This window comes from Geothrix sp. (assembly GCF_049292215.1).
Classification (GTDB): Bacteria; Acidobacteriota; Holophagae; order Holophagales; family Holophagaceae; genus Geothrix.
Map to the genome: position 1 here is coordinate 11734 of NZ_JBATQW010000025.1, position 15338 is coordinate 27071.

General features: G+C 68.7%; 13 protein-coding genes. 8 read left to right on the forward strand and 5 right to left on the reverse strand.

The window, feature by feature from the left end; all coding sequences use genetic code 11:
- Nucleotides 1-870, forward strand: coding sequence for a hypothetical protein (locus WAS25_RS04920; RefSeq protein WP_422310399.1), 870 nt, complete (start codon nt 1-3; stop codon nt 868-870).
- 15 nt (nt 871-885) lie between these two features.
- Here the strand turns inward: WAS25_RS04920 and WAS25_RS04925 are convergent, their stop codons facing one another.
- The 5 genes from WAS25_RS04925 to WAS25_RS04945 all read right to left on the reverse strand — a co-directional run bounded on the left by WAS25_RS04925 (nt 886) and on the right by WAS25_RS04945 (nt 7086).
- Nucleotides 886-3054 (reverse strand): bacteriohemerythrin, encoded by a 2169-nt coding sequence (locus WAS25_RS04925; RefSeq protein WP_422310400.1) that lies wholly within the window; start codon nt 3052-3054, stop codon nt 886-888.
- 177 nt (nt 3055-3231) lie between these two features.
- Nucleotides 3232-4107 (reverse strand): YicC family protein, encoded by an 876-nt coding sequence (locus WAS25_RS04930; RefSeq protein ID WP_422310401.1) that lies wholly within the window; start codon nt 4105-4107, stop codon nt 3232-3234.
- Nucleotides 4108-4155: 48 nt separating this feature from the next.
- Entirely contained in the window at nt 4156-4758 is a 603-nt protein-coding gene (gene leuD / locus WAS25_RS04935; protein WP_422310402.1) for a 3-isopropylmalate dehydratase small subunit, read from the reverse strand.
- 1 nt (nt 4759) lies between these two features.
- Entirely contained in the window at nt 4760-6169 is a 1410-nt protein-coding gene (leuC, locus tag WAS25_RS04940) for a 3-isopropylmalate dehydratase large subunit (protein WP_422310403.1), read from the reverse strand.
- Nucleotides 6166-7086: a LysR family transcriptional regulator gene (locus WAS25_RS04945; protein WP_422310404.1), complete on the reverse strand. Its 921-nt coding sequence runs from the start codon at nt 7084-7086 to the stop codon at nt 6166-6168. Before WAS25_RS04945 ends, leuC begins: the two co-directional genes overlap by 4 nt.
- Before the next feature lie 138 nt (nt 7087-7224).
- On the opposite strand from WAS25_RS04945, the gene WAS25_RS04950 reads away from it, so the two are divergent.
- The 7 genes from WAS25_RS04950 (at nt 7225) to ilvC (ending at nt 15293) form a co-directional block, all read left to right on the forward strand.
- Complete coding sequence (locus WAS25_RS04950; protein ID WP_422310405.1) at nt 7225-8769, forward strand: 2-isopropylmalate synthase; 1545 nt, start codon at nt 7225-7227, stop codon at nt 8767-8769.
- 3 nt (nt 8770-8772) lie between these two features.
- Complete coding sequence (locus WAS25_RS04955) at nt 8773-8898, forward strand: hypothetical protein (RefSeq protein WP_422310406.1); 126 nt, start codon at nt 8773-8775, stop codon at nt 8896-8898.
- 2 nt (nt 8899-8900) lie between these two features.
- Nucleotides 8901-10040 (forward strand): 3-isopropylmalate dehydrogenase, encoded by a 1140-nt coding sequence (gene leuB / locus WAS25_RS04960; protein WP_422310407.1) that lies wholly within the window; start codon nt 8901-8903, stop codon nt 10038-10040.
- Nucleotides 10041-10253: 213 nt separating this feature from the next.
- Complete coding sequence (gene ilvD / locus WAS25_RS04965; protein ID WP_422310408.1) at nt 10254-11942, forward strand: dihydroxy-acid dehydratase; 1689 nt, start codon at nt 10254-10256, stop codon at nt 11940-11942.
- 11 nt (nt 11943-11953) lie between these two features.
- Nucleotides 11954-13678 (forward strand): biosynthetic-type acetolactate synthase large subunit, encoded by a 1725-nt coding sequence (gene ilvB / locus WAS25_RS04970; RefSeq protein ID WP_422310409.1) that lies wholly within the window; start codon nt 11954-11956, stop codon nt 13676-13678.
- Between the two features lie 11 nt (nt 13679-13689).
- Nucleotides 13690-14235 carry an acetolactate synthase small subunit gene (ilvN, locus tag WAS25_RS04975; protein WP_422310410.1) on the forward strand — a complete coding sequence of 182 codons (546 nt, stop codon included), beginning with the start codon at nt 13690-13692 and terminating at the stop codon, nt 14233-14235.
- 41 nt (nt 14236-14276) lie between these two features.
- Complete coding sequence (ilvC, locus tag WAS25_RS04980; protein WP_422310411.1) at nt 14277-15293, forward strand: ketol-acid reductoisomerase; 1017 nt, start codon at nt 14277-14279, stop codon at nt 15291-15293.
- The last annotated feature ends 45 nt before the right edge of the window (nt 15294-15338 follow it).

Below are 15338 nucleotides of genomic sequence, written 5' to 3' on the forward strand. Positions count from 1 at the left end.
ATGAAGAAGAGCCTCCTCGCCCTTGCCGTCCTCCTGACCACGGCCCTCGGAATCGGAGGCTACCTTTTCTACCAGGAGGGGCTGGTGTCGGTGCCCCTGGCGGAGCGGCTCATGCTCTTTGTGCCGGGGAGGCCCGAGTTTGGAGAAGACCAGGCCCGGATCGAAGCCCTAATGCTTCCCGGGAAGAGGACCGAGGCCTTTCTCACGCGGCAGGCGGCCCTGACCGTTCTCGAGGAGCAGCCCGGAGGTGTCTTCTCTGGCCAGCTAGTAACGGCTCTGGAGGCCTCCCGCCATGGCCGACGCTGGCGCCTCACCGTGGTCCAGAATTGGCGCCTGCAAGACGGATCGCAACTCAATGCCGCCCAACTCGCCGCGTCCTTGGGCCCAAGGGTCCTGCCCCTCGGGGGTGAATGCCAAGTGGTGGACGCCATGACTCTGGACCTTCGATTTAAGGTGCGCCCACAGGGCATGCCCGGCCTGCTGTCCCAGTGGCCGGTGGCAGGCAGTGGCCCCTTCCTTCGACAGGGCGGCGTGCTGACACGCTTCGATGGCTTCACTTCGGGCAAGGCAGGCTTCGCGGCCGTTGAAGTGCGGACCGACCCTGCTCTGCTCGAAAGTCGGGCCTGGGCCGATGGGCTCGCCTCGGCCCGCTGGGCCTGGGCCGTGTTCCCGGGCCAGGTGGCGCCGGAGGACATGGCCAGGGTGCGGCTGGCGCCCTACGACGAGTTGCGCATGAAGGATGGCAGCGTGTGGTTCCTGTCCCGGCGCCTGCGCCGCCTGCGGCCGGATCAGGAGGACTGGACCCGCACCCGGCTCTTCGGGGCGTGGAAGGGGTCCATGGACCTGCCCTACGACCCCCTGGGGATGTGAGCCGGCCGGGAGGGGTCAGACCAACCCGCGCGAGCCAAGCTCCCGGGCCAGGGCCTTGTCCACTTTCAGGATGTGGTTCACCAGCCAGTCGCGGATGAAGCCCATGAGCTCGATGGAGACGGATGCCTGGCCTGCGTCGAACTGCTGTTTGAAGGCCGTGACGCTCTGAATGAGCTTGCGGTGCTCCTCCAGGTGGGCGTCCCGGTCGGAGTAGCCGTGGGTATGCATGAGGCCCTCCTCGAAGCCGAAGTGGGACACGGTGTAGTCCACCAGCTCCTGGAGGATCTCCCCGGAGACGGCCCGCCCCTGGCCCGCCTGCATGGCTGCGTTGAGCCGGTTGGCGATGTCGATGAGCTTCTGGTGCTGCCGGTCGATCTCGGGGTGCCCGACCTGCAGGGCTGGGGACCATTCCATGAGGGGCCTGACGGCTGATCCGGCGGGGCCGGATGGACCGTCGGACGCATGCAGGTCCCCGATCTGGAAGCGCTTGACCATTCCGAACAGGTCGTTGGCGGCGACGCCCAGCTCGGAGGCCGTGGCCAACGAGTGGTCGATCACGGATTCGGTCTTCGACGAGGCCGCCATCACGTCCCGGACATTGCCCACGATCTCCTCGATGCGCCGTGACTGGGTTCCCGTCGCCTGGGCCAGGTCGCCCATCTTCCCAAGGGTTGCCTCGGCCTCCCGTTCGATGGCGCGGAGGGCGTCGGCGGCGTCCCCCGCCCGCAGCACGCCGGACTCGATCAGGGGCGTGGCGGTTTCCATGCCCCGGACGAGTTTCTCGGTATCGGCCTGGATGGCCTGAAGCGTCTGGCTGATCTCGCCGGTGGCGCGGCCCGTGCGCTCGGAGAGCTTCCTGACCTCTTCCGCGACCACGGCGAAGCCCTTGCCGAGGTGCCCGGCATGGGCCGCCTCGATGGCCGCGTTGAGGGCAAGGAGGTTGGTCTGATCGGCGATGTCCTTGATGACGGTGGCCATGGATTCGATCTCGCGGGTCCGCTCGACCAGCCGCGTGACCTGAGCCGAGGAGGCCGCGATGGTATCCGAAATGGCCCGGATCCCGTCGGTGACCTCGCCCGCGACCTTGGCGCCTTCCTGGGCCTGGTTCACCACGCCCTGGGAGCGGTCCACGGTCTCCTGGGCCAGCTGATTCACGACCACCACCGTGGCGGAAACCTCCGTGATCGCAGATCGGGTCTGTTCGATCACGCCCGCCTGGAGCTGGGTGGCCAGGTTGATCTCGTTGGACTGGGAGGATAGGCTCTCGAGGTTCCGCTGGATCTTGAAGGCATTCTGGGACACGCCGCCGAGCATCTCGCGCAGGTTGCCCTGCATGCGGCTCAGCACGAAGAGGATGCTGCTCTCGTCGCCGGCTCTGAGCTGGATCTCCCCAGTCAGGTCGCCCTGGGCGATGCGGGAGGTGTACCCTTCCGCCACCTGGGGTTCGCAGCCAAAGTCCCTGAAGATGCTGCGCCGCACGAACAGGGAGATAGCCAGGAGGCCCAGGGTCCCGAAGATGGCCAGGCCTCCCGTGCGCTTGGCGTGCTGGCGGAAGAGGGCATCCACGTCGTCGATGTAGATGCCGGAGCCGATCACCCAGCCCCAGGGCTCGAACTTCTTCACGTAGGACAGCTTCATGAAGAGTTCCTTGGTGGTCCCGCCCCCGGCGATGGGTTTCGGCCACTGGTATTCGACGAAGCCGTGGCCCGCCCGCTCGACTACGTCGTTGAAGGCCACGAAGAGGTTCCGGTTGTCGAGGACCACAGGCTTGCCGTGGAGCCCTTCGCTCATGGAGGTGGCCTTGTTGAAGCGCGCCTCGTCCAGCACCTTGCCATCGAGGGCCGGCACGGTGGCGTGCATGACCATGCGCGGGACCGGTCTTCCCAGATCCTGGATCCAGAAATACTCCTTCTCCTCGTAGCGGAGCCGCTTGACCGCCAGGATGGCCTGCCGCTTCGCCTCCTCTTCACTCAAGGCGCTGGTTCGCTGCAGATCCTGGAAGCCGGCGAGGACGCCATGGGCCGTCTCCACGAGGTGCCGGGTCTTGAGCTGGCGGTCCTCGTAAAGCTGCCGGTGCATGGTTGTGATGGACTGCCAGACGATGGCAAGCATGACGAGGAAGGCCGCGGCCACCGTGAGGGAGAGCCGGGTCATCAGCTTCAGGTTCCGCAGGTTCAAGGCCATGGTCGCCCTCCTATTGCCGAGGAGAACGGCCTGGCCCGCCGGACGACTGGAAAAGCCTTCCGGGCCTGTGGGGCCTGGTCCGTTGGCATCCTCGACGGATGGTCTTCCCTTGATCGGTAGGGGCTTACCCGAGGTTAATTCCGGACCGGACGACTCTGGTCGGCGCAGTTGGGCTGACTATTCGAGATTCGCGGACTGCTCCCGGAGCTGGTCGAGCACGCCCTTGGCCTCCATGACAGCTCGGGTCATGTCGATGCGTTTGCACTTGCTGCCCGTGGTGTTGAGCTCCCGCAGCACCTCCTGGCACCAGACATCGATGGCCTTGCCTTCCAGGCGGCCCTGGCCTAGGCGCTCGGCGAAGTCGTCGAGGTGGGCCGCCAGGCGGGTGAGCTCCTCCCGCACATCCTGCCGCTCGGCCAGGACGCCGGCCTCGGCCAGCAGCCGCTCGGCCGGGAGCTGGCCGGCCAGGCGGGCGTCCTCCAGGATCTGCTCGATGCGCTGGCGGTAGAGGGCAGGCAGCTCTGCCGCCTGCGTCTCGGCTTCGGCCTTGAGCTTTTCGCGCAGGGCCTGCAGGCGAGCCAGGCCCTCTTCGAAGAAGGGGCGGAGGCGCTCCGCTTCCTTGGTCCGCCCGGCATTCCAGGCCACCAGCAGGGCCGTCACGGCCTCCCGAACGGGGGCCTCCAGGCGCTCACCCAGGTCCGAGGCCGGTGCCTGAAAGGCGCCCGGCAGGCGGAAGAAGGCCTCGGCCGTGAGGGGCGGGAGGTGCAGCCACTCCGCGTCCTCCTGCCAGCCCTTGGCCACGGCCCGGAGCAGGGCGCGGTTCATGCGGGGCTCCAGGGAGGGCTCGTCCTGCACCTCGATGGTGAGGTCGAGCTTGCCGCGCTGGGCCACGCCACGCACCTGGGTGCGGATGGCAGCCTCCAGGGGGAAGAGCGCCGGGGGCAGGCGGAGGCTGAGATCCAGGGCCTTCGAATTGACGCTCCGCAGCGTGAGCCGCAGCTGGCCGGCCTCCAGGGGGCGGACGATCTCGGCAAAGGCGGTCATCGATTTCATGGCAGTGATCCCGGGGCTGTAAGCCCAGGGTAGCGCGCGGCTCGGCGATCAGGAGGTGCGGATCTCCAGCCAGGGCGCCTCCGACCGGCGGCGGGCCTCGTACTTGGCGATGTCGGCCAGGTTCGCCTCGGTGCGCTTGATCTCGTCGAGGCCCTCCAGCAGCACGGCCTTGCGGGCGGGCTCGAGGTCGAAGGCGAAAGTGAGGCCGCCGCCGCGCACCTGCTGCGCCGGGAGGTCCACGGTGAGCGGCTCCGCCACCACCGCGAGGGCCTCGATGGCCTCCATGGGCAGCTGCACGGGCAGCAGGACGTTGGCGAAACAGTTGGTGTAGAAGATGTCGGCGAAGCTGGGCGCGAGGATGGCCCTGATGCCGAAATCCTTCAGGGCCCAGGGCGCGTGCTCGCGGCTGGAGCCGCAGCCGAAGTTCGGTCCGGCGAGCAGGATGGAGGCCTGGCGGAAGCGGCCCTGGTTGAGGATGAATTCGGCGCGTTCCTCCCCGGCCGAATCGTAGCGGAGCTCCTGGAAGAGGTATCGCCCCAGCCCCGAGCGCACCAGGGTCTTCAGGAACTGCTTCGGGATGATGAGGTCGGTGTCGATGTTGGCCCGCAGCAGGGGCGCGGCGATGCCGGTCAGGGTGATGAACGGTTCCATCTCAGGCTCCCATCAGGCGGCGGACATCGGTGAAGTGGCCCGTCACGGCGGCGGCGGCGGCCATGCCGGGGCTCACCAGGTGGGTGCGGCTGCCACGGCCCTGGCGGCCTTCGAAGTTGCGGTTGCTGGTGCTGGCGCAGCGGACGCCCTCGTCCAGGCGGTCGTCGTTCATGCCCAGGCACATGCTGCAGCCGGGCTGGCGCCACTCGAAGCCCGCCTCCAGGAAGATGCGGTCCAGTCCCTCCGCCTCGGCCTGGCGCTTCACGAGCCCCGAACCCGGCACCACGAGGGCGCGGATGCCGGCGGCGACCTTGCGGCCCCGGGCTACGGCGGCTGCTTCGCGCAGATCCTCGATGCGGCCATTGGTGCAGGAGCCGATGAACACCGCCTGCAGGGCGATGTCCGCGATGGGCGTGCCGGGCTTCAGGTCCATGTAGTCGAGGGCCCGGAGGATGGCCTGCCGGTCGTCTTCCGTGGCGGCCTGGCTGGGATCGGGCACGCGCCCGGCGATGTCCGTCACCCACTGAGGGCTGGTGCCCCAGGTCACCTGGGGGGCCAGGGCCGAGATGTCGAGGAGCACATCGGTGTCGAAGGCCGCGCCCTCATCCGACACCAGGGTGCGCCAGTGGGCGAGGGCCTGGTCCCAGAGAGCCCCCTGGGGGGCCATGGTGCGGCCCTTGAGGTAGGCGAAGGTGGTTTCATCGGGCGCCACCAGGCCCGAGCGCGCGCCGCCTTCGATGCTCATGTTGCAGAGGGTCATGCGGCCTTCCATGGACAGGGCGCGGACCGCAGCACCCGTGAACTCCATGACGTGACCGGTGCCGCCGGCGGTGCCGATCTTCCCGATGAGGGCGAGGGCCAGGTCCTTGGCACCGAGTCCCGGGGGCAGGGCGCCCTCGAAGCGGACGCGCAGATTCTTCGATTTGCGCTGCGGCAGGGTCTGGGTGGCCATCACGTGCTCCACCTCGCTGGTGCCGATGCCGAAGGCCAGGGCGCCGAAGGCGCCGTGAGTGCTGGTGTGGCTGTCGCCGCAGACGATGGTGGTGCCGGGCAGGGTGAAGCCCTGTTCCGGGCCCACCACGTGGACGATGCCCTGGCGGTCGTCGAGCAGGGGCAGGTAGGGCACGCCGTAGGCCTTCACGTTGGCTTCCAGCGCCTCCACCTGAAGTCGGCAGGTCTCGTCCGCGATGCCCTTCTCGCGGTCGAGGGTGGGCACGTTGTGGTCGGCCACGGAGAGGATGGCGTTGGGCCGCCGCAGGGGCCGCCCGGCCTCCCGCAGGCCTTCGAAAGCCTGGGGGCTGGTGACCTCGTGGACCAGGTGGCGGTCGATGTACAAAAGGCTGGTACCGTCCGGGCGCACGGCCACCAGGTGCTCGTCCCAGATCTTGTCGTAGAGGGTGCGGGGACTCATGGCTGCTTCCTCCTGGCTTGCGGAGCCGTACGGGTGAAATCGGTGGCCCGGATCAGCTGCAGGAAGGCCTTGGCCGCGTGGGACAGGGCCTCCTCCCGCCGGGTGACGATGCGGATGAGCTTCTCCACCTGGAGTTCCTTGACGGCCACCTCCACCAGGCGGCCCTGCCGGATGCCCTCCAGCACCGTCATCCTCGGCAGGATGGCCAGTCCCGCGCCAAGGGCTACAAAGTCCTGGATCGTGGCCAGCGAGCCCAGTTCCATAGTGATGCGCAGCGGCGTCCCGAGGCGGGCGAAGAGGTCGATGATGGCGTTGCGGGTGGGTGTGATGGCGTTGTGGGCCACGAAGGTCTCGCGGCCCAGGACCTCCAGGCTGACCTCCTTCTTACGGGCCAGCTTATGGCCCGGGGGCACCACCAGCACCATGTGGTCCCGGAGGATGACCTCGCTCTGGAGTTCGGGATGCATGGGGTCGTAGGAGACGAAGCCCACGTCCAGTCGCCGCTCAAGCACCTCGGCGGGGATGCGCTCGGAGCTCTGGCGGTAGGCCTGAATGCGGATGGCCGGATGGGCCTGCTGGTAGGCCAGCAGGACGCCTGGCAGCAGGAACTCCGACACGCTCTCGTTGGCGCCGATGTTCAGCCGCCCCTGCTGGAGCCCCTTGAGGGAGCCGAAGGTGTCGAGGATCTGCTTGCGCAAGTCGAGCATTCGCTGGGCCAGGGGCAGCAGGGTGGCGCCGGCGTCCGTGAGGGTGCCGCCCTTGGTGGTGCGGTCCAGCAGGGTCTCGCCCAACTCCTCCTCGAGGCGCTTGAGGGCCAGGCTCACCGCGGGCTGAGTCCGGTACAGGCGCTCCGCGGCCCGCGAGAAGCTCTTCTCCCGCGCCACCACCAGGAAGGTTTCCAGCTGCCCGAGGTCCATGACCGCTCCTGCCAGAAGTGTAGAATTCAAAGAATAACTTATGGAATCATAAAAAAAATTAAATACATTTATAGCGTGGGACGCGCCATCTTTGGGTGATCCCTCCGGCTCCGGCCGGGTGAAGGAGCATCTCGACCCATGGGCACCGAGCGGATCACCATCTTCGACACCACCCTTCGCGACGGCGAGCAGTCCCCCGGCTGCAGCATGAACCTGGACGAGAAGCTGCAGATGGCCCGCCAGCTGGAGGCCCTGGGGGTGGATGTCATCGAGGCGGGATTCCCCGTGGCCTCGGAAGGCGACTTCGCCGCCGTGCAGGCCATCGCCCGGGAGTGCCGGAAGCCGGTCATCGCCGGCCTGTGTCGGGCCATCCCCAAAGACATCGAGCGCGCCTGGGAGGCCCTCCGCGAAGCGGCCCGTCCCCGCATTCACACATTCCTGGCCACTTCGGACATCCACCTCGCCCACAAGCTTCAGAAGTCTCGGGCCGAAGCCCTGGTCATGATCCGCGAGGGCGTGGGCCTGGCCAAGTCGCTCTGCCCCGATGTGGAGTTCTCGGCCGAGGACGCCACCCGCAGCGACTGGGACTACCTGGTGCAGGTGTTCTCCGTGGCCATCGAGGCCGGGGCCACCGTGCTCAACGTGCCCGATACCGTGGGCTACACGGTGCCCGACGAGTACGGCCGCCTCATTGCCCACCTGAAGGCCAAAGTCCCCGGCATCGACGGCGTCACCATCAGCGTCCACTGCCACAACGACCTGGGGCTGGCGGTTGCCAACTCCCTCGCTGCCATCTCGGCCGGTGCCCGGCAGGTGGAATGCACCGTGAACGGCATCGGCGAGCGGGCCGGGAACGCGGCGCTGGAGGAAGTGGTCATGGCCCTGTCCGTGCGGCGGGATGCCATGCCCTTCACCACTGGCGTGAACCAGGAGGCCATCTACCGCACCAGCCAGACCCTGGCCAACATCACGGGCAACGAGGTCCAGCCCAACAAGGCCATCGTGGGCCGCAACGCCTTCGCCCACGAGAGCGGCATCCACCAGCACGGCATGCTGAGCCACCGGTCCACCTACGAGATCATGACGCCCGAATCGGTGGGCGTGCGCCAGACCCACCTGGTGCTGGGCAAGCACTCCGGCCGGCACGCGCTGGCCAAGCGTTTCGAGGAACTGGGCTATCCGCTCGGCCGCACCGAGCTGGACAAGGCCTACAAGCTGTTCACCAAGCTCAGCGACCAGAAGAAGGAGATCTTCGACGAAGACCTGCTGGCCATCGTCCGTGATGGCCTCACCCACATCCCCGAAACCTTCAAGCTGCGGGCTGTCCAGGCCACGGCAGGTACCTCGATGTTCGCCACTGCGCTGGTGACCCTGGCCACCGAATCAGGGGAAGCCACCGAGACAGCGATGGGCGATGGTCCCGTCAACGCGGTGCTCGCGGCGGTGGACAAGCTCACGGGGCTCAAGGGGAGGCTGCTGGATTTCCGTCTCCATGCAATCACCGGCGGCGCCGATGCGGTGGGCGAGGTCTTCGTCCAAGTGGAGTTCGACGGTGTGGCCCACGGCGGCAAGGGTGCCAGCACCGACATCGTCGAGGCCAGTGCCCGGGCCTACCTGAACGCCACCAACAAAGTGCTCTTCGCCCGCCGAGCGTCCGCGCCGGCGGAAGCTGCAACGAGGTGATGCATGACGGACCCCAGGCCTGCACCCCAGCCCGATAGCCCGGAACGCGCCGCCGAGGCGGTGCTGGCCGCGGGGCTCCTGGCGCCGGACCCGCTCGATGGGGCCGATGCCTACGGCTGGGGGGTGTGACCATGAAAGCTTCCATCACCGTTCTTCCCGGTGACGGGGTGGGCCCGGAGGTCACGGCCGAGGCGGTGGCCTGCCTCGCCAGCGTCGCTGAGCGCTTCGGCCACCAGTTCACCTTCCAGGAGGCGCTCATCGGCGGGGCCGCCGTCGACGCCACCGGCGATCCCCTGCCGGATGCGACCCTGGAGCTCTGCCGGACCGCGGATGCCGTCATGCTCGGCGCGGTCGGCGGGCCCGCGTGGGATGGCCACGCCCGCGACCAGCGGCCGGAGTCGGGCCTGCTGCGGCTCCGGAAGGGCCTTGGCCTCTTCGCAAACCTCCGGCCCGTGACCGTCCACCCAGCCCTGGAGAACGCCTCCCCCCTGAAGCCCGAGGTCGTGCGCGGGACGGACCTGATGTTCGTGCGCGAGCTGAGCGGCGGGCTCTACTTCGGCGAGCCCCGGTCCTATTCCGCCGATGCCGCCGTCAACACCCTGCCCTACACCCGCGCCGAGATCGAGCGCGTGGCCAAGGTGGCCTTCGAGCTGGCCGGTTCCCGGCGCCGGAATCTGGTGTCGGTGGACAAGGCCAATGTGCTGGAGACCTCCCGCCTCTGGCGCCAGGTGGTCAACGACCTGGCCCCCAGCTACCCCGATGTGAAGGTCTCGCACCACTACGTGGACAGTTTCGCCATGGCCCTGATCACCCGCCCCCGGGACTTCGACGTGGTGCTCACGGAGAACCTGTTCGGCGACATTCTCAGTGATGAGGCGGCCGTGCTGGCCGGCTCCCTGGGCATGCTCCCCTCGGCGAGCCTGGGCGGATCCGTGGGCCTCTTCGAACCGATCCATGGCTCAGCACCGGACATCGCCGGCCAGGACGTGGCCAACCCCATCGGCACCATCCTCTCGGCAGCGATGCTGCTCCGTCACGCCATGGGCCTCCAGGACGAGGCCATCGCCCTGGAACAGGCCGTTCACCGCGTGGTGAAGGCGGGGCATGGCACGGGCGACCTCCGGGGCGGGGCGAAATACATCCACGGCACCCGCTTCATGGGCGCCCGCATCCGCGAGGCCATCCGGCCCCCCCGGACCAACTCGCCCCGGCTGGTGGATTCCGCCTATTCCTTCTGTGGATCCCCTGAAGGCCACCGATCGAAGCTCTGACCTGACCCAGGAACTCCTGATGATCCAATTTCCCGCCAGCACCCCGCTGCCCGTCGCATCCACCACGACGGGGAACCTTTCCCTGATTCGACCCGTCGGGCTGGGCATCGTGCTTCGGCTGATCGACTAGGGGCCACCCGATCGAGACCACTTCGACGACGGCCCCGCACCCACCGGCGGGGCCGCCGACTTTCTGAACCACGAGGACCAGCCATGACCGCCAGTGACCAGCCCCTGAACCGCCACAGCCGGGTCATCACCCAGGGGGCCCACCGCGCCCCGGCCCGGGCCATGCTGAAGGCCATCGGCTTCACGGACGAGGATCTGGCCAAGCCCATCATAGGCATCGCGAACACCTGGACCGAGATCGGCCCCTGCAACTACCACCTGCGCGAGCTGGCCGAGCGCGTGAAGGTGGGCGTCCGCGCCGCCGGCGGCACCCCCATGGAGTTCTGCACGGTCTCCATCAGCGATGGCATCACCATGGGAACCGAAGGCATGAAGGCCTCCCTCGTGAGCCGCGAGGTCATCGCGGATTCCATCGAGCTGGTGGCCCGCGGCAACGCCTTCGACGGCCTGGTCTGCCTCTCGGGCTGCGACAAGACCAACCCCGGCGTGGCCATGGCGCTGGCCCGCCTCGACATTCCCGGTCTGATCCTCTATGGAGGTTCCACCGCACCCGGCGAGTGCGACGGCAGGGACCTCACCGTGCAGGATGTCTTCGAGGCCGTGGGAGCCCACAGCTCAGGCAAGCTCGATGATGCGGGCCTGAAGAAGGTGGAGGACGCGGCCTGTCCCGGCGCCGGTGCCTGCGGCGGCCAGTTCACGGCCAACACCATGGCCGCGAGCCTGGAGCTCATCGGCCTCAGTCCCATGGGCCTCAATGGCATTCCGGCGGAGGATCCGCGCAAGGGCGATGCGGCCGAGACCTGCGGCCGCATCGTCATGGACCTGCTCCGCCGTGACCTGCGGCCCAGCGCCATCCTCACGCGGGAGGCCTTCGAGAACGCCATCGCCTCCGTGGCCGCCACGGGCGGGTCCACCAATGCGGTGCTGCACTACTTGGCCCTGGCCCGTGAGGCGAACGTGCCGCTCACCATCGATGACTTTGACCAGGTCAGCGCCCGGACGCCCCTGCTGGCGGACCTCAAGCCCGGCGGTCGCTTTACGGCGCCCGACCTGCACGCCGCCGGCGGCATCCGCCTGGTGGCCCAGCGCCTGCTGGAGGGTGGCAAGCTCCACGGCGCCGCGCTCACCGTCACCGGTCGCACCTTGGCCGAAGAGCTCGCCTCGGCCCAGGAAACTCCGGGCCAGCAGGTGGTGCGCCCCTTCGCGAATCCCATCAAGGCCAGCGGCGGCCTGGTGATCCTCAAGGGCAGCTTGGCGCCTGAGGGCTGCGTCATCAAAGTGGCCGGCCATGAACGCCTGCACCACACCGGACCGGCGCGGGTCTTCGAGACCGAGGACGAGGCCTTCGCCGCCGTCCAGGCAGGCCGCATCGACCATGGTGACGTGGTGGTCATCCGCTACGAGGGGCCCCGCGGAGGGCCGGGCATGCGAGAGATGCTGGGCGTCACTGCGGCCCTCATGGGCGCGGGCCTGGGCGAGACTGTGGCGCTGTTGACGGATGGCCGCTTCTCCGGCGCCACCCGGGGCCTCATGGCTGGCCACGTGGCGCCCGAGGCGTTCGTGGGCGGCCCCATCGCCCTGGTGCGGGAGGGCGACACCGTGGTCTTCGACGTGCCCACTCGGCGCCTCGACCTGAAGGTCGCCGACGACGAGCTGGCCCGGCGAAGGGCCGAGTGGCAGGCCCCGACCCCGCGCTACCGCACTGGCGTCTTCGCCAAGTACGCCGCCACCGTGACCAGCGCCTCCGAAGGCGCCATCACGGTCGCCCAGTGAAGGAGGAACGCATGTCCGAACCAGGATCCTTCACCGGTGCCCAGCTCATCTGGGAGAGCCTCCTCCGCGAGGGCGTGGACACCGTCTTCGGCTATCCCGGCGGGGCCATTCTGCCCACCTACGATGCCATGACCGAATACACAATCCGGCACGTGCTGGTGCGCCACGAGCAGAGCGCCGTGCACATGGCGGACGGCTACGCCCGGGCCAGCGGGCGCGTGGGCGTGGTGGTGGCCACCTCCGGCCCGGGCGCCACGAACCTGGTGACGGGCCTGGCCACTGCCATGCTGGACTCCACGCCGCTGGTGGCGATCACCGGGCAGGTGGGTTCGGCCCTGCTGGGCACGGACGCCTTCCAGGAAGTGGACATCACGGGCATCACCATCCCCGTCACCAAGCACAACTACCTGGTGACCCGGGCCGAGGACATCGTCCCCGCCCTCCGCGAGGCCTTCGCCGTGGCCCGCAGCGGGCGGCCGGGCCCCGTGCTGGTGGACATCACCAAGGACGCCCAGCAGTCCCGGGCGACCCTGGACTGGGAGGCGGCGTTGCCCCAGCGCCACCTGCGCCACATTCCGCCCACGCCGAAGCCGGCCGACCTGGCCCAGGCCTTGGAGCTCATCCGCGAGGCCAAGCGGCCCGTCATCCTCGCCGGCCACGGCATCCAGCTGTCCGGCGCCCGGGCCGAAGTGCTGGCCCTCGCCGAGCGCGCCGACATCCCCTTCGCCCTGACCCTGCTCGGCCTGGGCGCTGTGCCCGCCACCCACCCGCTGAGCCTAGGCATGATGGGCATGCACGGCGAGGCCTGGGTGAATCGGGCCATCCAGGAGGCGGATCTCCTGCTGGCCTTCGGCATGCGCTTCGATGACCGCGTGACCGGCAAGCTCAAGGAGTACGCGCCCCACGCGAAGAAGATCCACATCGACATCGACGCCAGCGAGCTGAACAAGAACGTGCCCGTGGACGTGGCCATCGCCGCGGACCTGGGCGCCGTGCTGCGGGCCCTGCTGCCGGAGGTGCCCGTGGCGGACCGCTCCGCCTGGCTGGGCACCATCCGCGAGTGGCGCGGGGATTCCGCCGTGCGCGACATCAAGAACCTGCCGGACGATGGCCACCTCTATGCCGCCCACGTGATGCATGACCTCTGGCGGCTCACCAAGGGCGAGGCGGTGGTGGTGACGGACGTGGGCCAGCACCAGATGTGGGAGGCCCAGTACTACAAGCACGACGGGGAGCGCAGCCTCATCACCAGCGGCGGCGCCGGCACCATGGGGTTCGCGCTGCCGGCCGCCATCGGTGCCAAGATCGCCCGGCCTGAGGCCGAGGTCTGGGTGGTGGCCGGCGACGGTGGCTTCCAGATGACCTTCGCCGAGTTGATGACCGCCGTGCAGGAGGACGTGAAGGTGAACATCGCCGTCATCAACAACGGCTACCTGGGCATGGTCCGCCAATGGCAGGCCCTCTTCTACGAGGGACGCTATGCCGCGACGCCCATCCTGTCGCCGGACTTCGTGAAGCTGGCCGAGGCCTTCGGCATCCCCGGCCAGCGGGTGGAGACCCGCGCGGAGGTCGCCACGGCCGTGGCCCGGGCCCGCGAGGCCAAGGGTGCGGCGCTCATCGAGTTCAAGGTCGAGCAGGAGGACAGCGTCTACCCCATGGTGCCCGCCGGCGCGGCGCTCCACGAGATGATCCGGCGCCCCAGCGTCCTGGCTGAGACCGGCTCGGATCCCGTATGAAAGGAGGTCACATGCCCCACGTGCTCGTGGTCTACACCGACGACGAACCCGGCGTCCTCACCCGCGTGGCCTCACTGATCCGGCGGCGCGGCTTCAACATCCACTCGCTCACCGTGGGGCCCACGGAGCGTGCGGGCCTCTCCCGCATGACCATTGTGGTGGACGCTGAGGCACCGACCGTGCGCCAGGCCGTGGAACACCTGCGCAAGCTCGTGAACGTGCTGGAGGTCCAGCAACTGGGGGACCGACCCATGGTGGTCCGTGACCTCGTCCTGGTGCGCGTGGCCACGGCCCCGGAAGTCCGCTCCGAGGTGCTCCAGCTGGCCCAGGTCTTCCGGGCCGCCGTGGTGGACATCGCCGAGGACAGCATCGTCATCGAGTGCACCGGCAGCCTCGCCAAGATCGACGCCCTGGTGGACTCCATGCGGCCCTTCGGGATCCTCGAACTGGGCCGCACCGGCGCCGTGGCCATGGCCCGCGGCACCCGCACCCCCACGCCCTCCCGCGCCCCCGTGCCTCTCCGCACGGGCACGGGACCCGAAGCCATGTCCGTTTGATCCCTTCCTAATTCTGCGACACCAACCTCAAGGAGCCTCCCATGGCCGTCATCCACTACGAAGCCGACCTCGACCTCATCCGCGCCCGCAAAGTGGCCATCATCGGCTATGGCTCCCAGGGCCACGCCCACGCCCTCAACCTCCGCGACAGCGGCGTCAACGTGCGCGTCGGGCTCCATGCCAGCTCGGCTTCGAAGGCCAAGGCGGAGGCCCAGGGGCTGACGGTCTCCACGCCCGCCGAGGCGGCGGCCTGGGCCGACGTGATCATGGTGCTCACCCCGGACACGGGGCAGGGGGAGCTCTACCAGAAGGACATCGCCCCGAACCTGGCCCCGGGCAAGACCCTGATGTTCGCCCACGGCTTCAACATTCGCTACGGCTGCATCGTGCCCCCCGCGGCCGTGGACGTGAGCCTGGTGGCTCCCAAGAGCCCGGGCCACCGCGTACGGGAGGTCTTCGTCGAAGGCGGGGGCACGCCCGCGCTAGTGGCCATTCACCAGGACGCCAGTGGGCAGGCCCTGGCCCTTGCCCTTTCCTACGCGGCGGGCCTGGGCCTCACCCGCGCCGGCGTGCTGGAGACCACCTTCACGGAAGAGACTGAGACGGATCTGTTCGGCGAGAAGGCCGTGCTCTGCGGTGGCGCCAGCGCCCTGGTGAAGGCCGGCTTCGAGACCTTGGTGGAAGCGGGCTACCAGCCGGAGATCGCCTACTTCGAGTGCCTCCACGAGCTGAAGCTCATCGTGGACCTGATGCAGCGGGGCGGCCTCAGCTACATGCGCTACAGCATCAGCGACACGGCCGAGTACGGCGACTACACCGGCGGACCCCGTATCGTCACGGACCAGACCAAGGCCGAGATGAAGGAGATCCTCAAGGAGATCCAGGACGGCCGCTACGCCACAGCCTGGATCGAGGAGAACAAGACGGGCCGCAAGTGGTTCGAGGCTCAGCGTGCCGCGGACTACGAGCACCCCCTGGAGCAGGTGGGCAGAAAACTCCGCCGAATGATGCCCTTCCTCGATCCCGTGGAGACCGCCGCCCCCACGGTGAAGCCCTGAGGAATTTCCGTGACGGGGCTCGGGCCTCTTGACCGCGGGTCAAAT

Excerpts from the sequence above, each read along its gene's own strand:
- WAS25_RS04930 (WP_422310401.1), bottom strand. The coding sequence starts at position 4,107 with ATGAAATCGATGACCGCCTTTGCCGAGATCGTCCGCCCCCTGGAGGCC.
- ilvD (WP_422310408.1), top strand. The coding sequence starts at position 10,254 with ATGACCGCCAGTGACCAGCCCCTGAACCGCCACAGCCGGGTCATCACC.
- ilvC (WP_422310411.1), top strand. The coding sequence starts at position 14,277 with ATGGCCGTCATCCACTACGAAGCCGACCTCGACCTCATCCGCGCCCGC.
- WAS25_RS04955 (WP_422310406.1), top strand. The coding sequence starts at position 8,773 with ATGACGGACCCCAGGCCTGCACCCCAGCCCGATAGCCCGGAACGCGCC.
- leuC (WP_422310403.1), bottom strand. The coding sequence starts at position 6,169 with ATGAGTCCCCGCACCCTCTACGACAAGATCTGGGACGAGCACCTGGTG.
- WAS25_RS04925 (WP_422310400.1), bottom strand. The coding sequence starts at position 3,054 with ATGGCCTTGAACCTGCGGAACCTGAAGCTGATGACCCGGCTCTCCCTC.
- ilvN (WP_422310410.1), top strand. The coding sequence starts at position 13,690 with ATGCCCCACGTGCTCGTGGTCTACACCGACGACGAACCCGGCGTCCTC.
- ilvB (WP_422310409.1), top strand. The coding sequence starts at position 11,954 with ATGTCCGAACCAGGATCCTTCACCGGTGCCCAGCTCATCTGGGAGAGC.
- WAS25_RS04945 (WP_422310404.1), bottom strand. The coding sequence starts at position 7,086 with ATGGACCTCGGGCAGCTGGAAACCTTCCTGGTGGTGGCGCGGGAGAAG.
- WAS25_RS04950 (WP_422310405.1), top strand. The coding sequence starts at position 7,225 with ATGGGCACCGAGCGGATCACCATCTTCGACACCACCCTTCGCGACGGC.
- WAS25_RS04920 (WP_422310399.1), top strand. The coding sequence starts at position 1 with ATGAAGAAGAGCCTCCTCGCCCTTGCCGTCCTCCTGACCACGGCCCTC.
- leuD (WP_422310402.1), bottom strand. The coding sequence starts at position 4,758 with ATGGAACCGTTCATCACCCTGACCGGCATCGCCGCGCCCCTGCTGCGG.
- leuB (WP_422310407.1), top strand. The coding sequence starts at position 8,901 with ATGAAAGCTTCCATCACCGTTCTTCCCGGTGACGGGGTGGGCCCGGAG.